Origin of the sequence: Collinsella bouchesdurhonensis, from assembly GCF_900155365.1 — a bacterium.
Lineage (GTDB): Bacteria > Actinomycetota > Coriobacteriia > Coriobacteriales > Coriobacteriaceae > Collinsella > Collinsella bouchesdurhonensis.
Genome location: NZ_LT699742.1, coordinates 27,324 through 50,951 on the forward strand (window position 1 = coordinate 27,324; position 23,628 = coordinate 50,951).

The following is a 23,628-nucleotide window of genomic DNA, read 5'->3' on the forward strand; positions in this document are numbered from 1 at the left end:
CGCGCATGTGAACCGCATTGAATACGTGCGTGTATCGTTACTTGATTACTTGTAGAGCTCTTTTTTCTCTGTTGGCACCTGGCGAATCTCGAGCTCGACGCCGTTTGCAGCCAGCTCGTGCAGCTCGTCCTCTTCCTCCGGAAGAAGGAAGATCGCCTGGCTTACCTGGCGAGCGCCCTCGCGATTCTTGATGCCGCCAAGGTTGATGCTCTTGATCTCGGGCACGGCGTCGCAGATGCGCTTGGCGTCGGCCACGCTGCCCGTGACGATGAACAGCTTGTACTTATCGGTAACGCCGCTCTGGAGCGCCTTGATGCTGTCGTCGATGGACTTGACGACAAGCTTCACGCCCTGGGGCTTTGCCAGACGTAGCGTAGTCATCTTGAGGCTGTTCGTCGTGGCCTCGTCGTCTGCCACAAGAATGCAGTCGGCACCGATGGACTTGGTCCACGAGAATGCAACCTGACCGTGAAGAAGCCTGTGGTCGATTCGGAACAACTTGATCATGGTTTTGCCTCCTAAAACTCGTTAAGTTCAGCCAGCTGGTCGTCTGCCGCGGCTGCTGCCTTGGCTTCAACAAGCTCGTTGCACAAAACGATGTGCTCACGAGCGTGTTCTACGATCGACGGCAGGTTCGCGGTCAGATCCTCTGCGGGACACGTGACAACCTCGAACAAAAGCGCTAGGTTAATGCCGGTAATAAGATGGAAGTTGTACTTGTCGAGCAGGCCCATGAACTCGTTGTTCACCGAGCCGCCCAGGATATCGGTCAGCACGACGAGCTCCGCATGCTCGTAATCGTGCTCGGAGACGATCTTCTCCAGCTTGTCTTGGTAATCGACGCTCAAATCGACATATGCCGTGATGCACTCAACAGGAACAGCGTCGCCAAAGATCATCTTGAGCGACGAGGCGATGCCCTCCGAGAACATTGCATGCGTGGCGATTACGATTCGCTTCTCCACCGTTTTGTCCCTCCCAAATGAACCGAACTCGTAGTTACGGCCCCCATAGCTCGTAACCTCGTGTTCATCTGGTATGTACTATACGTCTATAACGTTTCAGATATTACGGGTACCGGTCAGCGGTCGAATAAAGATGATGAACGGCATGCGAACATCTGGGCACTTAAGGATCCTGTTTAACGAATCCCCTGCTAGATAGTTTATTTTTGGCATAAAAAGGCCCGGCTGCCGTGGGGCAACCGGGCGGGTGGCGGACATTTCGCCAAATACAGTTGTTATATCGCGCATTTCTCCGCGCGAACCTTAGACAGCCTGCGCGAGCTTTTCGGCACGGTCGGCGGCGGCGAGGGCGTCAATCACCGTGACGAGCTGATCGCCCAGCAAGACGCCGTTATAGGTGGAGTTGAAGCCAATACGGTGATCGGTCACGCGGTCCTGCGGCTGGTTGTAGGTGCGAATCTTCTCCGAACGGTTGCCGTGGCCAATCTGACTCGAACGCTCGGCACCAAGCTCGGCCTGCTGCTTTTCCAGCTCCATCTCGTACAAACGGGCACGAAGCATCTGCATGCAGACCTCGCGGTTCTGGATCTGCGAGCGCTGCTCCTGCGACTGCACCACGGTGTTGGTGGGCAGGTGCGTGATGCGCACGGCGGAATACGTGGTGTTAACGCACTGGCCGCCAGGACCGGAGGCGCAATAGGTGTCGATGCGAAGATCGGACTGGTTGATCTTGATGTCGATCTCGTCGGCCTCGGGCAGCACGGCGACGGTCGCCGTCGAAGTCTGGATGCGACCCTGGCTCTCGGTCTTGGGGACGCGCTGGACGCGATGCACGCCGGACTCATACTTCATAACGGAGTACACGCGATCGCCCGTCACCTTGAACTCGATGGACTTGAAGCCGCCGGCCTCGGACGGGCTGGAATCGAGCACTTCCATCTTCCAGCCGCGCGACTCGATAAAGCGCTGGTACATCTTAAAGAGGTCGCCCGCAAAGATGGCGGCTTCGTCGCCGCCGGCAGCGGAGCGAATCTCGATGATGGTGTCTTTGTCGTCGTTGGGGTCGCCGGGGATGAGCATGAACTTGATGTCTTCCTCAAGCTGCGGAAGCTTTGCCTCGTTCTCGGAGATGTCCATCTGGAGCATCTCTTTCTCATCGGCATCGGTCGCCTCGTGCAGCATCTCCTTGGCGGCCTCGATGTCGTCGAGTGCAGCCAGGTACTCGCGGGCGGCGCGCACAAGATCGGTTTGATGCGCGTACTCCTTGTTGAGACGCGTAAATTCTTTGATGTTGGAGGCAACAGAGGGGTCTGCCAGCTTCTTTTCGAGCTCTTCGTAGGCAGCGATGAGCTTCTCGAGTTTGTCGCGCATGTGCGGCTCCTTTATTCCGTTATGGGGAAGTAAAAATCGACAGAGAGTAGCGGCCGCGGCAGTATGCCGCAGGCAATGGCAAAAGCAGCTAGAACATGTCGATCTTTTGGTACATAGACTCTCCTCGTGTAAACCACCTCATAATACCGCGAAAAAACGGGCATCTCTGCAACATACATAAAACCGCTTTTACGCAGAAGGATAGGCGCGACGCACCTAGTATCATGGGCTATCGGTACGCACGCATCGACTGGGAGCGCAAACATGCCAAACAATGATCGACCCATCGCCGAGGAAGGCGAGCTTTTTGCCACGCATATCGGCGGAGCCGCCACACTCGAGGGCGTGATGATGCGCGGTCGCGACCACTGGGCCGTAGCCGTTCGCTGCGAAGACGGATCCATCTATACCGAGGAGCACGACCTGCCTGCCCCCGAGAGCCGCCCGGCATGGACGAAGCTCCCGCTCGTACGCGGATGTGTCTCCCTTGTAAGCTCCCTGTCGCTTTCCTATAAAGCAATGGAAATCGCCGCCGAGCACGCCTTTGAAGAGGACGATGCCCCCGGCAAATCATCGCCTGTCGGGAAATCACATACCGCCGAGTCGCCCGACAAGCCCGCGACGGCCTCCTCCACCGCCGACGCCTGCGCCCCAAGCCAAAACTCCCAGCATGACGAACAGACCTCCTCGGATGGATCCGGCTGGCAGTTTGTCCTCTCCACCGTGCTTGGACTCGCCCTTGGCATGGGATTGTTCGTGGCGCTGCCCGTTGGTCTGTCGAATCTTCTTATGGGGCCACTTACCAGCGATAATACGGTTGCCTGGAACCTTTGTGAGGCGTTATTGCGCATCATAGTGCTCATCGCTTACGTTGGAGGCATCGGCCTTGTTCCCGACATGGCGCGTCTTTACGGATACCACGGCGCCGAGCATCAATCGATCCATTGCTTTGAGCACGGCCTGTCCCTCACGCCCGAAAACGCTGCCAAGTTCTCGCGCATCCACGTGCGCTGCGGCACCGCTTTTTTGGTCATGACCGTAATGGTCGCCATCGTGGTGCACACGCTCGTACCCGTTGGTGCCTGGGCGGACGGGCTTGGGCTTGTTGGCATCCCACGCTCGCTTTTTGTCTTTGCCTCGCGCATCGCCATGCTTCCGCTCGTCGCTGGACTTTCTTATGAGGTCACGGTCAAGTGGGCGGGTTCGCACCCCGATAATCCCTTGGTGAAAATCGCCCTGTGGCCAGGCCTTATGATGCAAAAGCTCACAACGCGCACGGCAGATGAGGGAATGCTCGAATGCGCCATCGCGGCCCTCAAGCTCGTAGACGAGCACGAACGGAAGGCTCGATAGGGCATCGACAGACCTGTTGCCGAGATGTCATCTGACAGGTATCCCACGCGGGTTTCTTGCTGGAGAGGATGGCGATGCTGTCCCGGACGACAGGTTTCTTACCGGAAGGAATGACGATGGCGTCCCGAGCGATAACCTCTTGTCGAGATAATCGACGACGGTGCCCGGAGACGAGCTTCCTACCGGGGCAATTGGCATCCCGCATTCCCTGGCGGGCAGTTTTCCCGGGGCAATCGACAGCATGCCCCATGTTAAGTATTGTTCCAGCAAATCAGTGGCGGAAAATCGCGCATTTTGAAATGAGTGGCGGAAAATCCAACGTTTTGGAGGCGTTTTTTGCCGAAAAACGTATATGGAACCGCCAGTCGTTGAGCAACGTACGGCCTCCGGTGCACAACGGCCGGCACCCGCAGCCCACCGCCACACGGTCTACCGGCCGCCGCGCTCCTTGAGCTGCTTGTGCCTTTTTGCATTCAAGAGCTTAAGAACGTCGATCCCCTCGGCATGGCAGCGCACAAACAGGGGTGCGTGCCAACCATGCTCCTCGATATCGTCCTCAACGGCGCGCTTGAGCTTCGGCCATCCTTGCAAAAGCGCAATCGTGCGCCTGGTTGCCTCATGAGAAGTCTCGCTCGGATAGAACTCCCGTGCAAGCTCCTCCACCGTCTTGCCCTCGTCGAGAAAACCGTGCCGCAGCCCATCGCGCCGCGTAGCCATCCGCTCGTTGTGGGCCGCGTCGCGACAAACGGCGCTACAGTAATTCTTCTCGGGACCGCGATGCCCCACCACCGAAAACGGCCGGCCGCAGCGAGCGCAATACTTGATGCGCACGGCCCCCAAATCGCAGGAGAAGTCGTACCACAGCCAGGATAGATAGCTGCGAAACGAAAAATGCCCCGTGGCCCCACTGACGGAAAACACATCGACATAGGCATCACCCAGGTGTGCCGTCACCAGCGCGCGCACCATAGACGCCATCCGCGGCAAATCCGCCTTCTCCAATTTCCCCGCGCACCCCCGCAGCTTTTCGTCATCAAGCCGATACCCGTCGCTCTCGACCCCCGAATAGACCTCCGCCGCCTCGAGCGAGAGGACCTCGCGTACCTCGCGGTCAACCGAAGGGGCCAAGTCGAGCGCCTGGCTCAAAAGACGATAGTCCGACGCAGTAATCTCATGCTCAAAAGAGGCCAAAGCGACCTCCACAACGCCATCTAAATCGGCATCCCCCAGAATAAACGCGTAATTGATGCGCCCCTCGACCTCTTCGCGCCGAATGAATCGCGGCACGCCAAGCCACGATGCGTACGCTCCATCGAGGGTCCTGGAAATCACAAAGAGGTCGAAGCTCGACCCTGTTCGAGGATTGTCGACACGCCAAAGAACAAGGTTTCCCAAGGCGGCCTGCGCCGCCGCTAGGGGCAAGGAGCCGTTTGCGCAGCGCTGCGCAGTAACGGCAAGGTCCGCCATGATGGCAGCGGACGCCCAAAACCCCATGCTTTCCTTGAACTCCTCGTCTTCTACCAGCTCGCCGCCGTCTAAAGAGCGGGCATACGGAAAACGCGCGCAAAGCGGTCCATGCTCCAAGGCAAACTCGACGAGCCTCTCGACAGAAACCCTCAGCTGATACCCAGCGTCCGCAGGGGCCTCCTCACCCCACTGAGAAGGAAGTCTTCCGCGCACCGTAGTGCACGCGGAAAGGTCCACGAGCGTCATGGCCGCACGCCCGCGAGCCGTTGCCTCCACAAAGGGCGATCCATCGCGCCCTGCCCCCGTAGGCGCCGCGGGGCTAAACCTCAGCCCCCTCATATGAAAAGAGTCGCTCGGCCCGCCCTCGGCATAAATAGGCTGCACCGCTGCCGCAGGCACACTTCCATCCGTCTTGCGAATCTGAGCAAATGCATCGCGCCCCACGTACGTCCTCCGATTTTTATACTGGTTCAAAAACACTATTATTGCGTTCACGTTTATTTTAAATTGTTATCAGCCAAAACCACTCGGCCGCTTTCGAAAAAGAACTCGTGAAAGCGCGCTCAACGCACAAGCACGATGCAGATCGAAAAAAGAAAGGACAGCCTCATGCGGTGCCCTCAGTGCAATTGTGAAAATCCCGACGGGGCCAAATTCTGCACCACCTGCGGAGCCCCCTTTATGAATGAGAGGGTAGCGCCCAGCGGCAGTGACACCAATCCCGCCAGCTCGCCCGCCCCGACGGAAGTACGCCCCGCCGTATCAGACGGCGCTTCTCAACAGTCTGCCGGAGACATCCAAAACCAAACCCAGCAAGCGCGCAAGAAGAGCCGCCGCAAAATTCCCATGGTATTGTTCATCGTCCTTGTGATCCTCGCCCTTGCCGCCACCGCTTTTGGCGCCTACTACGTCTACACCCAGATCCTGCACCCACAGCAGGAACAGGTCGAACAACCCAAGCAAAAGGGTAAGGACAAGCCCAACGACAAGAAGTCCAAGCAGGAGGGCAAAATCGAGAGCAACGACGCCGAAAAGCAAAACGCACGCCAGAAGGCCATCGACAACGCAAAAGCCGCGGGCAAGACAGTCCTTCCAGGCACGATTCGCATCTTTGAGACCGACGCCCAAATGACAGACTTCCAGGGAATCCAGAACCCCAATGCAGGGGGCTATGAGTGCGGCCCCTATGCAGTCTTCGCGTTTGATTCGACGGCTTATGTGACCGCAGGCCACGGGGACGGAAGCCCGGGATCGTCCAGCGAATCCGCAAGCATGGTTTTGCTTGCCCAAGGTTCCGATGTCGACGCATGGACCTCATACGACGGCAAGCACGTCACCTGTGCATTGGGGGCCATGTGGTGGCCCTCCGATACGGGCCTTCCCCTGGGCGAGCCGCGCGCCCTGAGAGACGTCCAGGTTCTTCTCGACGACGGCGAGGAATTCTCCAACGTAAGCAACTCGCAAAGTAGCGAAACCAGCACGTCGGCCAGCTCTAGCAGCGCAGGCGACTACATCCTGCCCGATTCATCCACGCGCCTCTACAGCGCCAGCGAGCTGCAGCCGTACTCCCAGTACGAGCTGATGCTCGCCCGCAACGAGATCTATGCACGCCATGGCCGTGGCTTTAACGACCAGGAGATTCGCCAGTACTTCCAGAGCAAGAGCTGGTACCAGCAAAGATACACTGCCGAGGAATTCGACTCGCTGCCGAACAGCCCCCTAACCTCCATCGAGCAACAAAACATCAAGACCATCTACGACGTGGAGCATAGCAAGTAGCACCCCGCCGCAAAGCACGCGAGCGCCCTGGCAGGATCAGGCATCCTACCAGGGCGCTTTTCTTTTCATTCTACAAAATGTGACAAAATAAACCCGTGGACTTTTGTCATGAAATTAGAATGCCGTAATGGTAAACGTTCGCTTGTCGGTGGCGCCGGGGGCGAGCAACGTGATGCCCTCCTTGTGCTCCAGCACGTCATCCTCGGTAGTCAACGTGGCGTGGCCCGTCCAGGGCTCGATAGCCACAAACGGTGCGTCGGGAGCCATCGACCATACGCCCAGATAATCGAATCCCGGGAAGTCGACGCGCACGCCATGGCCGCTGCGACGACCGGTAAGCGACACGGTGTTGCCCGGCACATGGTTAAACACCATGGTGTCGTAATCAAAGCAACTGCGCGTGAGCGGCAAGGTGTCGCCGCCATCGAGCACGACGAAGGTATCGGTTGGATCGGCCAGGCCGCCTTCCACAATCTTGGGGCATTCGGCGTGCCAGGGCTCGGCAAACGTAAAGTCATACTCGTCGAAGGCCTCGTCCGTTCCCTCGACGGGGATATTAAACGCTGGGTGACCGCCAACAGAAAACGGTAGCGTCACCGACCCCGTATTGGTAACCGAGAACGTCTGCGCGAGCGTCGCCTCGCCCACAAGGGCATAGGTCATGTTAAGACGGAAAGCATACGGATACTGCTCGCGCGTCTCGGAAGAATCGCACAGCTCAAACGTCACCGACGTTCCATCGGCTGCAACGTCCACCACGCGGTGCTCGTAATTGCGCGCCACGCCGTGTTGCTTCATGTGGCACGGCCCCTGCTCGGACATCGCCTCGCCATTACGGATATTGCCCACGATGGGAAACAGGATGGGAGAGGTGCGCCCCCACCAGCGTTCATCGCGCTGCCATAGATATTCGCGATCATCAAAACGCATGCTCAAAAGCTGTGCGCCCATAGTGTCGACCTGAGCCGTACAGGTATCGTTTGTAATCGTAACGATTGCCATAGCCATCCTTTCGCCCGGTCGCTACTTGGCTTTAATCTGACTGACGATGTTGTCTTGGAAGAACGTGTCCTGGGCAAAGATCAAGTCGTTCGCGTCGGCGTCATCGTCCTTCATGGCAGCAAGGACGTCGTCATAGTGGACCGCGCCGCCCGTCTGCAGGTCCACGAGCTCGCGCGCCTCGTCGTACGTGTAGTAGTCGTCCGGATTGGTCGAATTCGTAATGTTGGCATATGCGATGATAAACGAGTAGCGATCGCACCAAACGTGCGCATAGCGGCCATTGGAAAGGCTTGCGTAACCCATCTGGGAAGTGCCGATGTCTCCCATGGGGCCGTCACCTTGGGTGTCAACGAATATCGAGCATATCTCGCGCTTGGGATAATTCTTGGAGTACACAACCACGGAATCTCCCTCGTACTTAACGGTCACGCGACCATCCCAATAAGAAGGCAGCTCGAGGGTATAGTCTGCGGTAGTAATGGTACGTGCAGCCTTGGCGTCGGCCTCCTTCTTGGCGGCAACGGCATCGTCGCGGCGCTTGGTCGCGGCTGTCTTGAGCGCATCGGCATCGGGGGCGCCGTCGGTTGTATCCTTCGAGGCATACTCGTATGCCTTGTTGATCTGCTCGTCCGTCACCTCGAGGGCGTCGATGGGAGTGAGCTCAAAGCCACCCCTACCTGTAGCATCGATCTCGGAGCCCTCCTCATCCTTCGCGGTAAACGAGACCTCTACCTGCGTGTTCGAGACGCTGAAAACGGTGCCGTCGGCGGCGATGGGCGAAGCGGGCACCGAGAGCACGTAGTTGCCCTGGCGCAGATTGATGCCGCGGCCATCGGAGGTGGCGTACTGGACCTCGTCGACCTTCTCGCCTTTAGAGTCGGTTCCTTCGACGTGCACCGGCAGGCGCGAGGCCCCGGCCGAGGTATCCCAGCCGTCCCCACTCACCTTGATAACGACCACGTGCTCCGCCTTGGCGATAGCCTCGTCCTTTTCCCGTTGCGCCTGCTCGGCAGCCACCTGCTGCTGATGCTGATAGTTGATAAACGCCCAGGTACCGCCACCAACCACGGCGATTGCGACAATAACGCCCGCCACGATAGCGGCAATCTTGCAAGGGTCCTTCTTCTTGGGCGCATTCGCACCGGCACGCGCCTTATCGGCAAGGGACTCAGGCGAAACCGGGCCGCCGCCCTCGCCCGAAGCGGGAACGGGCTTGGGCATCAATGCGGTTTTATCAACCGGAACAGGACCTGCCATGCCAAGGTCCGGCGTCACGACGTTGAGCGATTCATGGGCAGCAGCCGCATCGGCGCGGTATTGCTCGGCATCTGCATCGGGCTGCTCAAAGGTCAAGGAGCGCGTCTCGATTTCGCCCTCTGTCTGAGAGACGTCTGAGGCATCGACCTTCGATCCGCACTGCGTGCAGAACTCGGCACCATCCATCAGCGCTGCGCCGCAATGCGGACAAGCCGGATCGGGCGCAGACTCCGGCTCGGGCCCAGTCGCAGTCGTGAGCGCGGCGTCATCGCCCGCCTCGAGGCGTGCCCCGCACATGGTGCAGAACTCAGCGTCTGCCGGAATGTCGTTGCCGCAATGCGGGCAAACGCGGGCGGAAGGATGCAACATCGACGATGCGGCAGAGGCCTCGACCCTTGCTCCGCATTCGGTGCAAAACATAGAGTCGTCAGCAATTTCGCTATGGCAATGAGCACAAATCATGAGCGCATCCTAACCTGGACGTTTTCCATATGGGCAAAGTATAAGCCCACGAATGGGGTACGCTCGTCACCATTTACAGAGCAACGGGGATCTGAATGCAGCAAAAATCTTCCTGATGTTCCTCGTTATATGAGGTGGCATCCATATAACTAAACCCGTGGACTTTTGTCATGTTTATCGTCTGCGGCATCGATTGAATGTCTACGCCAAGCGGGACAAGACCGAGCATGGTCTTGTCCCGCTTTTTGCTGCGGATGGTTTGACATAGACCACGCGTCCCATCACCATACCCATGGACAACACGTGTGAGAGGAACCACCCATGGCAGCAGCTCAGCCGCAAAAAATCAGAATGATCGCCGGTCTTGGCAACCCGGGCGAGGAGTATGCGCAAACGCGCCACAATGCCGGATTCAAAGCGATCGACGAGCTCGCTCGTCAGGCAAACGTGACGTACTGGAAAAACCAGGCCGGAGCCGAAGTCGCCTCCATCAAGGTTAACGATGCCGAGGCTGAGGGCGGCAAGCGCGAAGTGATCCTGGTAAAGCCCCAGTCGTACATGAATACGAGCGGCGGCCCCATCTCCAAGCTCTGTGCACAGTACAAGGTGAGTGTCGAAGAGCTGCTGGTAATCCATGACGAGCTGGACATCCCCGCAGGTGACGTGCGTATCAAAGTAGGTGGCGGGCATGCCGGTCACAACGGCCTGCGCTCGATTATCGACAAGATGGGCAGCCGCGACTTCAGCCGCGTGCGTGTGGGCATTGGCAACCCTCCGGGACGCATGCCGGTGGCAGATTTCGTGCTCAAGCAGCTGCGCTCCCGCGAGGCGGAGGATTTTGACGAGACCACGGTTCGCGCCGCCGAAGCCGCGGCAACCGCACTCACCCGCGGCGTGATCTTTGCGCGCGACCACGTGAACGGCGCCGCCGCCAGCAACGGAAAGCACTAGGCAACCTCCACACTCGGTCTTCTGCACAGTCGTCATCATCTTCTTTTGTTATCCTTGTATAACTTTCTCGGTTGAAAGGTCTCCTTCTCCTGTTTCGATATTAGTTAGTCTCTACTAACTAATATCGAAACAGGAGAAGGAGTTCTATGAAAGCACCATCGAAGCGCTTGTCGGGAGTACTTGCGGCAGGAGCCGTCGCCCTTGCCGTTGTGAGCGGAACCGCAGGCGCAGCGCTCGTCCTCCCTACACCCGCCTTTGCGGCAACGACCTCAGCAAGCGAGCTTGTTGTCGATGACAATTACCCCGCCCTTTACGGCTGGATCAACAACAAGCTCAACGACGCAACGAGCATCAAGATCTCGACGAGCGCTTGCGGCGTCTCGGACAATGGCAACGGCACGACCGTCATCCCGGCCCAGGTTAAAAGCATGACCGGCTGGCAGCAGTATTTTTGGGAGAGCGAGGGCAAGGCGTATGATCGCCAGCTTGGCTATGCAAGCAACTACGAGACTCTCACCTTTGCCTCCGGCTCCACCACGACGCTCGACCATCTGACGCTCAAGCTTCTCGATGATCACCTGGTTATCCCCGCAGGCGCAAACATCACATTCAAAAACTGCACGTTCAAAACGGCGACCATCCTGAATAATGGCCAGGCAAGCTATACCGGAACGACAAAGGAACCCGTCAACAAAGGCAAAGCCCAGAGCAGCTTTGAGGACCTCGGCATCGTTGCGAGCAAAACCACCCTCAACGACGCCGTGCACGGCCACGCGTTCCAGGACAAGGTTAAGCTCACGCTGAGCGGGACCAATGCGAAGAAGGCCACGATCAGCGCCAGCATCGACCAGGCCGATTCGGGGCTCACCGCCTCTGTAGACGGCAGCACGGTCACGATTTCCGGTACACCCGCGACATTCGGAACCTACACCGCCACCATCACCGCTGTCGCCCCGGATGAATCCGGGAACGGTACACAGAGCAAATCTGTAACCGCAAGCATCACGGTGCACCAGGATTACACCTTTACGGTGGAAGGAACCCTCGACGCCGTTCGCACGGGACAGGGCGACTACCAGGACAGCTCGAACCACGAACTCACCGTCTATGTCACCGACGAGGCCGGCAACAAACAGAGTTACTTCGATTTCTCGTCCACAACAGAGGGCAAGGCGTATTCCCTCAGGCCCCAAATCTCGCCCGAAGGCGCAGGTCTTTCTGCCACGCTTTTCAACGCCGGCGGCAAGGCGACCGTCACGCTTTCCGGCACGGCGGGAGCCACGGGCACCTACCAGGTTGGCGCCACGGCAACGCTCGGAGACTACACCTTTGACACAAACACGGTAGAGCTGCGTATCTATAGCGGAAACGAAACACTCGCAAGCCAGATTGCCGCACTCTCCGGAAACCCCGACAGCTGGGATATGGAGCCCTACGAGATCGACCGGAGCGATAACGCGACGATTCCCACATGGCTGCACCACATCTACGGCTCCCACACAAGCGGCCTATACGGACAGATCGGCAACGCAACCGATGCCGCAGCGAGCGATACACTCGTCATCCCCGCCGGAGCCGACGTCACGCTCGAGAACATCAAGATCAACAGCTCCGTCAAGATTGTCGTGGAGAAGGGCGGCAAGTTGACGCTCACCGACTCCTGTGCCTTTGGTCCCATTGAAGTCAACGGCGGCACGCTCACGCTAAACCGAAGCTCTTCCGTCACGAATACCATAACGCTCAACAACGGCTCCACGCTCAAGGATTCCGAGGTCGTCTCGCACGCTCAATTCCTCACAGACGGCCGCAAGCCGACGCCTGCCGCACCTGCGCAGGTAGTGACCGCCAACGGTATCGTCACCTTTGAGGGCACCAACGTCATCAAGGCCGACCAAAGCCAGATCGGCCTCAAGGTCACGGGCACCGCGCAGATTCCTGCAGGGTCCAATCTCACGGTGACCGGCGGCAACGGCGGCACTGCGCCCGGCAATGCCGCAAGCGCCATCGAGCTCGATCACGGCGCCATCACCGGAGCGGGAGCGCTTACGGCAACCGGCGGTTCCTACGAGGTCGGAGGCAACGGCGTTCCCGCCACAGCGATTACGGGAACGGGCAAACTTTCGACAGGCACGCTCACCCTCACCGGAGGCGACGCCGATACCATCTACAACAGCGCAATCGACGGAGCCGATGCAGGCGTAAAGACCGTCACCGTTACCACCAAGGCGAACAAACGCCAGATTGCAGGCGGCAAGGGCGTAAACGGTGGAGCCGACGGCAAGGGCGAGGAATCCCTCACCATTGATGACTCCGACCATAGCTCGGACTCGGCTCCGACCGATAAGCCCAACAACAACGCAAATGCTGATGCGGGTAAGAACGGCACCACTGTAAAAACGGAAAAGCGGACAAAGGGCAAGAATGCACTTCCTGCCACGGGAGACAGCGCAGCTTTAGCGGCAACGAGTGCATGCATCGCAGGAATTACCGCCGCAGCGGCAGGATTAACGCTCGCGCGCAAGCGCAACAAGTAGCGCATCGTTCGCACGCAGATACAAGTTCACGAAGCGGCCCCGTCATGGGGCCGCTTCCTTTTGCGGGCATGCCACCCCCAACACACGAATCGAGCCCTGTCTCCAACACCTCGTCAACCCTTACCGTTCACGGCAGCGTTGCACGATAAAGCACCCGGCAAAGCTATAATTGAGCGCGGTATGCGCAAAGGCTCAAGATGCCGGTGGGTCTATCGTCTGGCCCCGATTTGCACGCGCATATCACCGCAACCTGGTTGCAATTGAAAACGGCAGTTACCTGCGTATTTCTGCCGCTTTCACAACAATAGAGAGGGGTTCTATGTACAAGATCCTTGAGAAGACGCAGTTCTCGGAGAAGGTGTTCAAGTTCCGCGTCGAGGCGCCCGCCATGGCCAAGCATGCACATGCTGGTCAGTTTTTGATGGTCCGCGCCAACGAGTGCGGTGAGCGCGTGCCGTTCACCCTTGCGGGCTGGAATGCCGACGAAGGCTGGGTCGAGTTCATCTTCATGGTGATCGGCAAGACTACCGAGATGCTATCTGCCTACGAGGCCGGCGATGCCCTGCGCGACGTCACCGGTCCCCTGGGTGTTCCCACCGAGATGCCCGACGGCCCCTGCGCCGTTATCGGCGGCGGCGTTGGCCTGGCCATCGCCTTCCCCGTGGCCAAGCATCTGATCGAGACCGGCCACGAGGTGCACGCCATCATGGGCGCTCGCACCAAGGACCTCCTGCTGCTCGAAGATCAGTTCCGCGAGCTGCTCGACGACGAGCACATCCACATCACCACCGACGACGGCTCCTACGGCGAGCAGGGCGTAGTCACCGCTCCGCTCGAGCGCCTGCTTGAGTCCAAGGCCGTTACGCAGGTCTTCTGCGTAGGACCCGTGCCGATGATGAAGTTCTCGGCACTCACCGCCGAGAAGTACGGCACCCCCATCACCGCCTCCCTCAACCCCATCATGGTTGACGGCACCGGCATGTGCGGCTGCTGCCGCGTCGAGGTCGACGGCAAGACGAAGTTCGCCTGCGTCGACGGCCCCGATTTTGACGCCACGAAGGTCGACTGGGATGATCTTCGCGCACGTCAGGCTGCATACCGTACCGAGGAGGGCCAGTCCCTCAAGGCCTATGAGGAGGGGAGCTGCGCATGCCACAAGTAAATGGCCGTTTTGTTCCTGATATGAAGTCGCCGCGCACCCCGGACAACGAGGAGCCGGCAGCCGAGCGCGCATGCGATTTCCGCCCCGTCGACAAGGGTTTCACCGAGGAAATGGCACTCGCCGAGGCCGAGCGTTGCATGGATTGCAAAAAGCCGTTCTGCGTCGAGGGCTGCCCCGTTAACATCAACATCCCCAAGTTCATCGAGCAGATTCGCGAGAAGAACTACGGTGGCGCTCTGGACACCATCCGCGAGGAGTCCATGCTCCCCGCCATCTGCGGCCGCGTGTGCCCGCAGGAGAACCAGTGCGAGGGCAAGTGCATCCGCGGAAAGAAGAGCGAGCCGGTGGCTATCGGCCAACTCGAGCGCTTCGTGGGCGATCAGCCCGAGCTTGCCTCCAAGCCGGCTATGAAGCCCAAGAACGGCAAGAAGGTCGCCGTCGTGGGCTCCGGCCCCTCTGGCATCACCTGCGCGGGCGAACTTGCCCGCAACGGCTTTGACGTCACGGTGTTCGAGGCGTTCTTCACCGGTGGCGGCGTGCTGGTCTACGGCATCCCCGAGTTCCGTCTGCCCAAGGCGGTTGTCAAGCGCGAGATCGACGGTCTCGAAGAAATGGGCGTCAAGTTTGAGTACAACTCCGTCGTGGGCAACATCGCCACGGCCGAGGAGCTGTTTGACGAGGGCTTTGACGCGCTCTACATCGCTACGGGCGCTGGCCTGCCCAAGTTCCTCAACGTCCCCGGCGAGAACCTGCCCAACGTCTTCTTCGCAAACGAGTACCTCACCCGCGTGAACCTTATGAAGGCAAACAAGTTCCCCGAGTACGACACCCCCACCAAGCACGGCAAGAACGTCGTGGTCTTTGGCGGCGGCAACGTGGCCATGGACGCCGTCCGTACCGCCAAGCGCCTGGGCGCCGAGCGCGCGATCATCGCTTATCGCCGCACCGAGGACGAGATGCCCGCCCGTCGCGCCGAGCTGCACCACGCCAAGGCAGAAGGCGTCGAAGTTATGCCACTCGTCTCCCCGCTCGAGTTTATCGCTGGCGAGGATGGCACCGTGTGCGCCGTCAAGGTCCAGAAGATGGAGCTTGGCGAGCCCGATGAGTCCGGCCGTCGTCGTCCCGTGCCTATCGAGGGCGCTATCGAGGAGATTCCCTGCGACGTTGCCATCTCGGCGATCGGTACCAACGCCAACCCGTTTGCCTCCAAGATCGGCGGCAAGATGGAGCTCAACAAGTGGGGCTACATCATCGCCGACGAGGAGACCGGTCAGACGACCGATCCGCGCATCTGGGCCGGCGGCGATATCGTGACCGGTGCCGCCACGGTCATCCTGGCCATGGGCGCTGGCAAGAAGGCCGCAGCCTCCATCACCAAGAGCCTGCTGGGCGAGTAATCACCTACAGCGCTAGTCATTAAACGGCAAAGTCCCCGTCGAGCACACGCCCGGCGGGGACTTTTGCTAACGGATCGAATTCGCTTAAGCAAAATTGAGCGTTCCACTGCTTGCGGCGCTTGGAGACCGCAGTACCGGCGGCAAACAGGGTAGCGCCGGTAACGCGCCCATGGCGGCGATTGTCATACCTGCGTCGTCCCCCGTAGCGGGAAGGTCTTCTGTAGGCGCCTTGGGCGCGCTGTCCCTAGTTGACGTCTTTAAAGAGAGTCTCGACCATAATCTCCAGGGCCCGAGCTGCCATAGCGGGCTCCATGGAGGGCTTGGCCTCACCCGTTATCGCCACCTGCTCAGAACATTGCGGGACATGAATGAAGTCGACCAGCATGCCGGGATAGTACTGCTGCGCAAAATGACGCACGCTGTAGAACAGATCGTTGCAGCAATACGTGCCCGCAGAATAAGAAACCGCCGCAGGTATACCCTGCTCGCGGCACGCCTTCACCATGGCATAGACCGGCGCGGCGGCAAAATAGGCGTCGGGACCTCCCACAACCACAGGTTCATCGTACGGCTGGAACCCCTCGTTATCTGCAATGCGTGCATGGCGATGGTTGATAGCCACGTACTCGGGCGTCACCTGAGCACGACCCGCGGCAACGCCTATGCACAAAACAGCATCGGGCCGCTCCCGCTCAATGAGTTCTTCGACAATCCGTGCGGCATCGCCAAACACAACGGGCACGCACTCCGCCACAACATCAATGTCTGCCATGCGTTCCGGCAAGCGACGCACAGCCTCCCATGATGCATTGATGCTGTCTGCTCCAAATGGCTCAAACCCCGTAACGAGAACTTTCATCCAATCCCTTTCGACAAAAAAGAGACGCCCTTCGCGCAAGAGCAAAGAGCGTCCCCATTCCAGGTGATATGCCGATATGCAACGCGAGGTCTATTCGGCAGTCTCCGGAGCAGCAGGTGCGCCCTCCGCCTCGGCGGCAGCACGTGCCGCAGCCTCCTCGCATACGCCAAGTTCGCGCAGCTTATAGCGGTATGCAGAAGCGATAACCTCGACGCAGCCTTCGCGACCAAGCTTGGCACGATTGACCACAATGTCTTTGCCGCTCGTCATCTTCCATTTACCGCCCGAATAGCGCTTGTAGAACGCCTCGCGCATCTTTTGCATCTGTTTGACGAGCTTGGCGCCCTTCTTCTTGTTAAGACCGCGCTTCTTGCGCACAATCTCAACACGGTCCTCAAAGGGAGCCGTCACCAGCACAGCGATGTGATTGGGATTGTTACGCAGCAGGTAATCGGAAAGACGACCCTCGATAATACAACTGCGCGTAGCGCCCAAATCGACAATCACCTGCGACATGGATTTGAACAGTTTGTCCGAAAGCGAGCGCGAATCCACGCGGTCGGGCAAAAAGGCCACGTTGTCCATAGCAAGCTGCTCGTCGTAGGCTGCCATCTTGTCGAGCGACTCGCCCTCACGCATGGCAGAACGGACCAACAGCTCGTTGTCATACAGAGGAATGCCCAGTTCGCAGGAGAGCATCTTGCCAATCTCGTGGCCCTCGGCACCAAAATCGCGAGCGATGGTGATAACCACCGGCTGTCCCGCTCGCGTAGCCTCACGAAGAGCGCGACGCTGATCGATCTTGTCCTTGATAACCGCCATCGGTCTTCCCTTTCACATACGAGAGGAGCCTAAATCAGGCCCTTCGGGCAAATCATCCAGTCAAAACGCTCGGCTACGCAGCAACAACGCGACGCTGATATGCGCGAACGATGAGCGAAATGCCAAAGTTCAGCACGAAGTATAGCGCGAAGGTAAAGCCGTAGAGGGCAAGTACCTGCGAGAGGTCGGAAGTCTGAGCCATAACAACTTTGGTCGAATACATGAACTCTGCCACGTTGATGCCAGCAAGATACGACGAGTCCTTGATCACCGTGGTGCACTGGCTAAAGAGCGCCGGGATAATGATCTTGAACGTCTGCGGCAAGATGATCAGGCGCATGGTCGAGAAGAATCCAAAGCCCTGCGACTGCGCAGCCTCAAACTGGCTTTTAGGAATCGCGTTAAATCCGCCACGGATAATCTCGGCCATAACAGCAGAAGTGAAGACGGTAAACGCCAGCACAGAGATCATGACGTCGTTGCCCTTGACCGTGAAGTAGATAAAGAGAATCCACAGCAGGTTAGGTGTGCAACGGAACAGCTCGATATAGGCGCTCACCAGCAACGAGAGCGGGCGCAGCTTGCCGGTGCAATACTGTTTGACCATGGCGAGCACGGTGCCAAAGACAATCGAGAAGATGATGGCAAAGAAGGAAATCTCGATGGTCTTGGCAAAGCCGAGCATGATGAAGCTCAGGTTGTCTGCATTGAAGATCTGCATCCCTTAGGCCTCCTTTGCAGCAACATCGGTGATACCGGGGATCACCTTGGCGCGGGGACGACGCTTGGAGCGACGCTCGAGCCACTGAACAAGCATGGCCAGCGGGAAGCAGATGATAAAGTACATCACGCACGCGAGGATATAACCCTGCAGGTAGCCATAGGTAGAAACAAAGCCGTCGGCGTTGTACATCAAATCGCCGCCAGCGATAAGGGCGAGCACCGAAGTGTTCTTGACCAAATTAAGCGCCTGATTGCACAACGGGGGCAGGATAACCTTAAAGGTCTGCGGCAAGATGACGTAGCGATACGCCTGCACACGGCTAAAGCCCTGTGAAAGCGCCGCCTCCATCTGACCGCGCGGCACCGATTCGATACCGGTACGGATAACCTCGGAGACATAGGCGGCGTGGTAGAGGCCTACGCCCAAAAAGCCCAGGGCAAACGAGGAGATACGCACAGGCGATGCCGCTCCGGTGACGGACTGGAGCAGCTGGGGGCCCGCCATGTACATGAAGAACACCTGGACCGGCAGCGGTGTATTTTGATAAAACTCCACGTAGATGCGGCTAATAGCACGCAACACACGCGAACGCGTGGTGGAAAACACACCGAGCAGGGTGCCCAGGATCAGCGAGAGTGCCAAACCGGCAACTACAACCTGCAGCGTGACGAAGAAGCCATCCCAAAAGCTTCCCATCTCGCTAAAGGTCATCTCCCATCGCATGGAATCGAGGAGTCCTTCAAGCATGGCGAGAGTTCCTTCCTAACTTACGAACATATATCGCCCGGACGCGCTGGCGCCCGGGCGATCAAAAGCCGTGCAACGCAGATGCGTTCAGCACAGCAACGGCATCACCTTAGAGCAGGCCCCACTTGGAGATCTCTTCGTCAATCCAGCCGTCCTTCTGGAGTTTCTTGACGGTATCGTCGACGGTCTTGGACAGGTCGCAGCCCTTCTTGGTGGCCACGCCGTACTCCTGGGCGCCGAACTCAATCTCGGGCTGCAGCAGCTGGCAGTCGTCGGTGGTGTAGGTCTTGAGCGTAGAGCGATCCATAGCAAAGGCGTCGACATTGCCGGCGTCAAGAGCGCTCTTGATGGACGGGTAGTCCGGGAACTCCTTGAACTCGGGAGTAGCGTCGATCTTCTGGTCCTCGAGCATCTGCAGAACCAGGTCCTTGGTGGTAGAACCCTGGGAGACGCCGATGATCTTGCCGTCAAGGTCGGCCATCTTGCTCATACCGGAGTTCTTCTTGATGAGGATGCCCACGTGGTCGGTACGATACGGAGTCGAGAAGTCCCAGCTCTTCTTGCGCTCCTTGGTGATGGTGTAGGTAGCAGCGATGATGTCGAGCTGGTCGTTATCGATCAGCGGGCCGCGGGTCTTAGGCGTGACGTCGGTGAACTCGCACAGCTCCTTCTCGACGGCCTCCTCGTAGGAAACACCCAGGACAGCAGCGGCGATCTGGTAGCAAAGGTCGATCTCGAGACCCTCGTACTTCTTGGTCTTGGCATCCAGGTAGCCATAGCCCAAAACGTCCTTCTTGACGCCGCATTTAAGCTTACCGCGCTCCTTGATGGTGGCGATCTTAGAATCGCTGCTGGAGCCAGAGCCCTTGCTACCGGAACCGCAGCCAGCAAGCGCACCCATGCTGGCAACGCTCAAAACGCCCAAACCGGCTACCTTCAAAAACTGACGACGAGACATATCCATTGTTGGTACCCCTTCCCTGCGATACGCAATTCATGGCAACGCATGCAGCCATGGCGCCGAACCCATACTCGGCATATCTCGATGCGGCGGCTATACCGCATGCGAAAACAAACTAGTGGAGAATCTTGTCCAAGAACTCACGGCAACGCGGATTCTCGGGATTCTCAAAGAAATGATCGGGCGTGCCCTCTTCCAAAATCTGGCCATCGTCCATAAACACCACGCGGTCGGCCACCTGACGGGCAAAGCCCATCTCATGGGTGACGCAAATCATGGTGATGTTCTCGTGAGCGAGCTCGACCATGACGTCGAGCACCTCCTGGACCATCTCGGGATCGAGCGCAGAAGTAGGCTCGTCAAAGAGAATGATGGGCTGCTTGGTGCACAGGGCGCGGGCGATTGCAACGCGCTGCTGCTGGCCACCGGAGAGATTCTGAGGATACTCCCCCGCTTTTGCCGCCAAGCCAACGCGCTCAAGCGCGGCCATGGCGATCTTGTTGGCCTCTTCCTTGCTCTTCTTCTGGAGCTTGATAGGGGCCAGCGTCAAGTTGCCCAGCACCGTCATGTTGGGATACAGGTTGAACTGCTGGAACACCATCGAGGAATACTTGCGGGCCATCTCCAAGTGATTCTTCTTGGTAAGCGGCGTGCCGTCGATGATGACCTCGCCAGACGTGGGCTCCTCAAGAAAATCGACGCAGCGGATGAGCGTGGATTTACCGGAACCGGACGGACCGATGACAACGAGCTTCTCGCCAGCCTTGACGTTCAGGTTGACATCCTTCAGGACATGCAGGTCCCCGAAGTATTTGTTGAGCCCTTTGATCTGGATCATATCGGACATGGACGAGTTCCTTCCTTATCTGCCATCGAATCGGGACGCGGCGCATCCACAAGCAATACTGCTTCGCGGCTCCATCCATTCTACGGTTGGAAAAAACCAAGCGCTCCGTATAAGGGGGCGCTTGTTCGATTCGAAATCGAGTTGTTACAAACGGGCAACGGTAGAAAAGGCGGTTTTATACGAATTGGTGGGTTTTATGCCCGCTCTTTACGTACTTGATACATAGCACCTGGTATACCGCTCGAATTCTCCATCAAGCTAAAGAGCCCGAGGATATGCCTATGCCAGACGAGAGCCAACCTCTTTTGCTGCCGCCGGTTTATCAAAATTGCCACCGGTACGGCGGCCGAGCTCGCCCATCACACGGCCCATATCCTTCTTGGCGGTAGCACCCGTCTCGGCAATGACCTCTTCGATCAGCGCTACGAGCTCTTCGCCCGAAATCTGGCGAGGCAGCAAGCTCTGCAAAATCTCAACCTGCTCGGTAAGGGTCTCGGTGCGCTCGGCGTTGTTGGCCGCCTTGATAGACATATCAAGCGTCTCGCTCGTCTGCTTGATCAGACGCTTGATCATGCCATTCACATCTTCCTCGGTCACGTCGCGGCGCTCGTTGACCTCGATGTTTTTCACCTCGGCCTTGACCTGGCGAATGATAGACAGACGCGTCTTGTCCTTCGCCTTCATAGCGGCGATCATTTCTTTTTGCAACTCTTCGTTGGTCATCGAAAACCCCTTTCCGATAAACGAACCCGCCGTTTGGGCGGGCTCGCAGGTAAACGTACAGTTGTTGCGCGCAACTACTCGCCCGAAGTCGAGGAGGAGCCGGTGCTTGGCGTCACGCCCTTAAGGCTCACATTATACGGAACCTCTTTGGGCATGTCGTTGACTTGGATGTCGGCCTTCTTGATATAGGCGTCCATCCACTCAGAGTACGCCGTGCTCTCCTTCTGGGTCTTGAGGATGTTCTTGACGTAGCTCACGATCTTCTTGGGAACCTGATCGATCGAGGTGACCGACTCGTCCACGTGGAAATAGTCGGTGCACTTGATGATGTGATAGCCGTAGGAAGACTCGACAAGCTGGCTCACATCGCCCTTGTTGAGACCGGAAAGGGCCGACTGATACTCATCGACAAAGCTCGTGAGCTTATCCCAACCCACATCGCCCTTGTTGTCCTTGGACCCGGTGTCCTCGGAATACTTGCTCACAGCATCGTCAAAGGAAATCTCGCCGGCGTTAATCTTGTCGAGCACCTCCTGGGCCTTCTCCTTGACTTTTGCCTTCTCTTCATCGGTGGCACCCGAATTCACCTTGAACAGGATGTTTTGGGAGCGGCGAGCGTCGTTGTAGGTAGAGAGGTTGCTGTTGAGATAATCGATAACCTCCTGGTCGGTGGGGTCGGCGGCCTTGGCGACCTTTTCCTTGAGCTTGGTCTGCTTAAGGGTGCTCTCGAGCTGCTGCTTGTAGCTGTCCTTGGTGAAGCCAAACATCTTGATCTGGTTCTCGAACGCCTCCTCGCTCTCATAGTTTGCGGCGGCATCTTTCCAAGCCTGCTCGACATCTTCATCGGTCACTTGGACGTCGTATTCTTTTTCGGCCTTCTGCACCAGGTACTGGCGAGCCAGGGAGTCGATCACACTCGCGCGATAGCTCTCGGGCGTCATGCTGTTATCAACCAGGTATTGAGCCCACTTCTTGTCGGTGTCATAGCCGCCGGAAGTGCGCACGTTCATGATTTGCTTGGTCACGGTGTCCTCGGTAATATTCACGCCGTCGACCTTGGCAGCAACACCGCCGGTAAGCGTATACGATTCCTTGTTCTGGCTCTGGTTGATGATGCCAGAGCACGCCATGGTGGAAACGGAGAGAATCATCGCTGCGCAGCCGATGGCAACAAGCAAAATCTTGACACCCTTGGACATGCGCGTCTTTCGAGCGCGGGCGTGCACGTCCTTCTTGCGCGGTGCCTGAGTCTTATCGGCGGGCGTAGGCGATTTCTTTTTCTGCTGAGCCATAGATACATCCTTATCGCGCCTGCGCTCGCGGGCGCGCACAATGGTTACTACCTGAGTTTTCCTATTGTCTCATAGATACGCCCAGCTCAGAAAAACGTGACAATACCGAATGCCTTAATGCCCCTTACACACAAAACCCCTGCGAGCGCCTGCTCACAGGGGTCATAAAAGGGGGCAGCTAAAACCTGTTGGTCAAAACAGGAAACGGATGCTACTCGAAGTACTTGGTGATGGCGTCGATCATGCCCTGCTGCGTGGTCTGCGCGAGGATGTCGGCCGTCTTCTCCTTGTCCATGAAGATGTTCATAAGGTTCTGCAGCACGGCAACCTGGCCGCCGTCACGCAGAACGCCCAGGTTGATGATGAGCTCGGCAGGAACCTCGTCGCCCATGCCCGCCATAGGCTGGAAGACGATCGGGGTCTTAGGCTTGATCACCGCGATATAGGGCTTCTCGATGAACTGAGGATCGGTGTGAGGAATGGCAATAGCAGCAGCCTCGGTGTGAAGGCCGGTGGGGTAGTTCTTCTCACGCGTGGAGATGCCATCGTACCAGCCGTCATTGATGTTGCCACGCTTCTTGAGCTCGGCACCAAGCTTGGTGAAGAACTCGTCGGTGCTCTCGGCCTCCATATCGAAGAAAACCAGATCGGGGCTAAACAGCTCAGTATCCTTGCTTGCCATGTTCTCTCTCCTGTCTTGTTGACATGTGCGCTGTCTCAAAATGGGCAGCGAGACAGCTTAGCAAAATAGATGATAGCACAGTCAACATCATGCAAAAGTTGTACAGCAATTTACATACAAGTGTAACAAATGAACATGCCCGGCAAACACGTTATGCGAGTTTCTTGCATGCCCTCTCGCCAACACAAAAGCTCCCCAACCAGTCCCTCGTATTTAAGAACAGGTTGAGAAGCTTGTATGGGTCAAGTCGATTGAGGCGACAAGCAAGAAA

Annotated in this window: 21 protein-coding genes and 1 pseudogene; 7 read left to right on the top strand and 15 right to left on the bottom strand. The window is 58.0% G+C overall.

Translation table 11 applies throughout. The features are described from left to right. Positions 1-45: 45 nt before the first annotated feature. The 3 genes from BQ9843_RS05100 to prfA form a co-directional block, all read right to left on the bottom strand. A complete protein-coding gene (locus tag BQ9843_RS05100) occupies positions 46-507 on the bottom strand; it encodes a PTS sugar transporter subunit IIB (protein WP_022386356.1) in 462 nt (153 codons plus the stop codon). Between the two features lie 11 nt (positions 508-518). Further along, positions 519-965: a PTS sugar transporter subunit IIA gene (locus tag BQ9843_RS05105; protein ID WP_075844166.1), complete on the bottom strand. Its 447-nt coding sequence runs from the start codon at positions 963-965 to the stop codon at positions 519-521. A 303-nt stretch (positions 966-1,268) separates the two neighbouring features. Further along, entirely contained in the window at positions 1,269-2,336 is a 1,068-nt protein-coding gene (gene prfA / locus BQ9843_RS05110; RefSeq protein WP_022386358.1) for a peptide chain release factor 1, read from the bottom strand. A 264-nt stretch (positions 2,337-2,600) separates the two neighbouring features. On the opposite strand from prfA, the gene BQ9843_RS05115 reads away from it, so the two are divergent. After that, a complete protein-coding gene (locus BQ9843_RS05115) occupies positions 2,601-3,689 on the top strand; it encodes a DUF1385 domain-containing protein (RefSeq protein ID WP_075844167.1) in 1,089 nt (362 codons plus the stop codon). 429 nt (positions 3,690-4,118) lie between these two features. On the opposite strand, the gene BQ9843_RS05120 is transcribed toward BQ9843_RS05115, so the two are convergent. After that, positions 4,119-5,495 (bottom strand): hypothetical protein, encoded by a 1,377-nt coding sequence (locus BQ9843_RS05120; RefSeq protein ID WP_143327634.1) that lies wholly within the window; start codon positions 5,493-5,495, stop codon positions 4,119-4,121. Between the two features lie 270 nt (positions 5,496-5,765). Here BQ9843_RS05120 and BQ9843_RS08985 point away from each other — a divergent pair. After that, positions 5,766-5,831, top strand: a pseudogene (locus BQ9843_RS08985) (zinc-ribbon domain-containing protein); the annotation flags it as partial. 6 nt (positions 5,832-5,837) lie between these two features. Continuing rightward, entirely contained in the window at positions 5,838-6,935 is a 1,098-nt protein-coding gene (locus BQ9843_RS05125) for a YARHG domain-containing protein (protein ID WP_075844169.1), read from the top strand. Between the two features lie 114 nt (positions 6,936-7,049). Here BQ9843_RS05125 and BQ9843_RS05130 read toward each other — a convergent pair whose 3' ends face one another. Together BQ9843_RS05130 and BQ9843_RS05135 are read right to left on the bottom strand one after the other, a co-directional pair. Continuing rightward, positions 7,050-7,937, bottom strand: coding sequence for an aldose 1-epimerase family protein (locus BQ9843_RS05130; RefSeq protein WP_075844170.1), 888 nt, complete (start codon positions 7,935-7,937; stop codon positions 7,050-7,052). 21 nt (positions 7,938-7,958) lie between these two features. Next, positions 7,959-9,656 (bottom strand): zinc ribbon domain-containing protein, encoded by a 1,698-nt coding sequence (locus BQ9843_RS05135; RefSeq protein WP_075844171.1) that lies wholly within the window; start codon positions 9,654-9,656, stop codon positions 7,959-7,961. A gap of 321 nt (positions 9,657-9,977) precedes the next feature. Here BQ9843_RS05135 and pth point away from each other — a divergent pair, with 321 nt between their 5' ends. The 4 genes from pth (at position 9,978) to gltA (ending at position 15,700) form a co-directional block, all read left to right on the top strand. Further along, complete coding sequence (gene pth, locus BQ9843_RS05140; RefSeq protein ID WP_195906619.1) at positions 9,978-10,607, top strand: aminoacyl-tRNA hydrolase; 630 nt, start codon at positions 9,978-9,980, stop codon at positions 10,605-10,607. Positions 10,608-10,753: 146 nt separating this feature from the next. Continuing rightward, positions 10,754-13,141 carry an autotransporter outer membrane beta-barrel domain-containing protein gene (locus BQ9843_RS05145; RefSeq protein WP_075844172.1) on the top strand — a complete coding sequence of 796 codons (2,388 nt, stop codon included), beginning with the start codon at positions 10,754-10,756 and terminating at the stop codon, positions 13,139-13,141. 319 nt (positions 13,142-13,460) lie between these two features. Next, the gene (locus BQ9843_RS05150; RefSeq protein ID WP_075844173.1) at positions 13,461-14,303 is read left to right on the top strand and encodes a sulfide/dihydroorotate dehydrogenase-like FAD/NAD-binding protein; all 843 of its coding nucleotides are present in this window, start codon (positions 13,461-13,463) and stop codon (positions 14,301-14,303) included. After that, positions 14,291-15,700 (top strand): NADPH-dependent glutamate synthase, encoded by a 1,410-nt coding sequence (gene gltA, locus BQ9843_RS05155; protein ID WP_022386249.1) that lies wholly within the window; start codon positions 14,291-14,293, stop codon positions 15,698-15,700. The genes BQ9843_RS05150 and gltA overlap by 13 nt, the downstream gene beginning before the upstream one ends. Before the next feature lie 244 nt (positions 15,701-15,944). Here the strand turns inward: gltA and pcp are convergent, their stop codons facing one another. The 9 genes from pcp to BQ9843_RS05200 form a co-directional block, all read right to left on the bottom strand. Continuing rightward, positions 15,945-16,559 carry a pyroglutamyl-peptidase I gene (gene pcp, locus BQ9843_RS05160; protein ID WP_075844174.1) on the bottom strand — a complete coding sequence of 205 codons (615 nt, stop codon included), beginning with the start codon at positions 16,557-16,559 and terminating at the stop codon, positions 15,945-15,947. Between the two features lie 90 nt (positions 16,560-16,649). Then, the gene (locus BQ9843_RS05165; protein ID WP_075844175.1) at positions 16,650-17,381 is read right to left on the bottom strand and encodes a cytidylate kinase-like family protein; all 732 of its coding nucleotides are present in this window, start codon (positions 17,379-17,381) and stop codon (positions 16,650-16,652) included. Positions 17,382-17,454: 73 nt separating this feature from the next. Next, positions 17,455-18,102 (bottom strand): amino acid ABC transporter permease, encoded by a 648-nt coding sequence (locus tag BQ9843_RS05170; RefSeq protein WP_075844176.1) that lies wholly within the window; start codon positions 18,100-18,102, stop codon positions 17,455-17,457. Between the two features lie 3 nt (positions 18,103-18,105). Then, on the bottom strand, positions 18,106-18,852 hold the full coding sequence (locus BQ9843_RS05175) for an amino acid ABC transporter permease (RefSeq protein ID WP_075844177.1): 747 nt from the start codon (positions 18,850-18,852) through the stop codon (positions 18,106-18,108). 109 nt (positions 18,853-18,961) lie between these two features. Beyond that, complete coding sequence (locus tag BQ9843_RS05180) at positions 18,962-19,816, bottom strand: transporter substrate-binding domain-containing protein (RefSeq protein WP_075844178.1); 855 nt, start codon at positions 19,814-19,816, stop codon at positions 18,962-18,964. Between the two features lie 112 nt (positions 19,817-19,928). Further along, positions 19,929-20,660 carry an amino acid ABC transporter ATP-binding protein gene (locus tag BQ9843_RS05185; protein WP_040219509.1) on the bottom strand — a complete coding sequence of 244 codons (732 nt, stop codon included), beginning with the start codon at positions 20,658-20,660 and terminating at the stop codon, positions 19,929-19,931. A 279-nt stretch (positions 20,661-20,939) separates the two neighbouring features. After that, positions 20,940-21,383, bottom strand: coding sequence for a GatB/YqeY domain-containing protein (locus BQ9843_RS05190; RefSeq protein WP_075844179.1), 444 nt, complete (start codon positions 21,381-21,383; stop codon positions 20,940-20,942). 74 nt (positions 21,384-21,457) lie between these two features. Further along, positions 21,458-22,675 (bottom strand): peptidylprolyl isomerase, encoded by a 1,218-nt coding sequence (locus tag BQ9843_RS05195; protein ID WP_075844180.1) that lies wholly within the window; start codon positions 22,673-22,675, stop codon positions 21,458-21,460. A 211-nt stretch (positions 22,676-22,886) separates the two neighbouring features. Further along, complete coding sequence (locus BQ9843_RS05200) at positions 22,887-23,357, bottom strand: PTS sugar transporter subunit IIA (RefSeq protein ID WP_040219512.1); 471 nt, start codon at positions 23,355-23,357, stop codon at positions 22,887-22,889. Positions 23,358-23,628 lie beyond the last annotated feature (271 nt).

What these genes read in the sequence shown, in the direction of transcription:
- BQ9843_RS05165 (WP_075844175.1), bottom strand. Translation starts at nt 17,381, where the DNA reads ATGGCGGTTATCAAGGACAAGATCGATCAGCGTCGCGCTCTTCGTGAG.
- BQ9843_RS05150 (WP_075844173.1), top strand. Translation starts at nt 13,461, where the DNA reads ATGTACAAGATCCTTGAGAAGACGCAGTTCTCGGAGAAGGTGTTCAAG.
- BQ9843_RS05200 (WP_040219512.1), bottom strand. Translation starts at nt 23,357, where the DNA reads ATGGCAAGCAAGGATACTGAGCTGTTTAGCCCCGATCTGGTTTTCTTC.
- gltA (WP_022386249.1), top strand. Translation starts at nt 14,291, where the DNA reads ATGCCACAAGTAAATGGCCGTTTTGTTCCTGATATGAAGTCGCCGCGC.
- prfA (WP_022386358.1), bottom strand. Translation starts at nt 2,336, where the DNA reads ATGCGCGACAAACTCGAGAAGCTCATCGCTGCCTACGAAGAGCTCGAA.
- BQ9843_RS05185 (WP_040219509.1), bottom strand. Translation starts at nt 20,660, where the DNA reads ATGTCCGATATGATCCAGATCAAAGGGCTCAACAAATACTTCGGGGAC.
- BQ9843_RS05100 (WP_022386356.1), bottom strand. Translation starts at nt 507, where the DNA reads ATGATCAAGTTGTTCCGAATCGACCACAGGCTTCTTCACGGTCAGGTT.
- BQ9843_RS05120 (WP_143327634.1), bottom strand. Translation starts at nt 5,495, where the DNA reads ATGAGGGGGCTGAGGTTTAGCCCCGCGGCGCCTACGGGGGCAGGGCGC.
- BQ9843_RS05170 (WP_075844176.1), bottom strand. Translation starts at nt 18,102, where the DNA reads ATGCAGATCTTCAATGCAGACAACCTGAGCTTCATCATGCTCGGCTTT.
- BQ9843_RS05130 (WP_075844170.1), bottom strand. Translation starts at nt 7,937, where the DNA reads ATGGCAATCGTTACGATTACAAACGATACCTGTACGGCTCAGGTCGAC.
- BQ9843_RS05115 (WP_075844167.1), top strand. Translation starts at nt 2,601, where the DNA reads ATGCCAAACAATGATCGACCCATCGCCGAGGAAGGCGAGCTTTTTGCC.
- BQ9843_RS05145 (WP_075844172.1), top strand. Translation starts at nt 10,754, where the DNA reads ATGAAAGCACCATCGAAGCGCTTGTCGGGAGTACTTGCGGCAGGAGCC.
- pth (WP_195906619.1), top strand. Translation starts at nt 9,978, where the DNA reads ATGGCAGCAGCTCAGCCGCAAAAAATCAGAATGATCGCCGGTCTTGGC.
- BQ9843_RS05175 (WP_075844177.1), bottom strand. Translation starts at nt 18,852, where the DNA reads ATGCTTGAAGGACTCCTCGATTCCATGCGATGGGAGATGACCTTTAGC.
- BQ9843_RS05195 (WP_075844180.1), bottom strand. Translation starts at nt 22,675, where the DNA reads ATGGCTCAGCAGAAAAAGAAATCGCCTACGCCCGCCGATAAGACTCAG.
- BQ9843_RS05180 (WP_075844178.1), bottom strand. Translation starts at nt 19,816, where the DNA reads ATGGATATGTCTCGTCGTCAGTTTTTGAAGGTAGCCGGTTTGGGCGTT.
- BQ9843_RS05190 (WP_075844179.1), bottom strand. Translation starts at nt 21,383, where the DNA reads ATGACCAACGAAGAGTTGCAAAAAGAAATGATCGCCGCTATGAAGGCG.
- pcp (WP_075844174.1), bottom strand. Translation starts at nt 16,559, where the DNA reads ATGAAAGTTCTCGTTACGGGGTTTGAGCCATTTGGAGCAGACAGCATC.
- BQ9843_RS05135 (WP_075844171.1), bottom strand. Translation starts at nt 9,656, where the DNA reads ATGATTTGTGCTCATTGCCATAGCGAAATTGCTGACGACTCTATGTTT.
- BQ9843_RS05125 (WP_075844169.1), top strand. Translation starts at nt 5,838, where the DNA reads ATGAATGAGAGGGTAGCGCCCAGCGGCAGTGACACCAATCCCGCCAGC.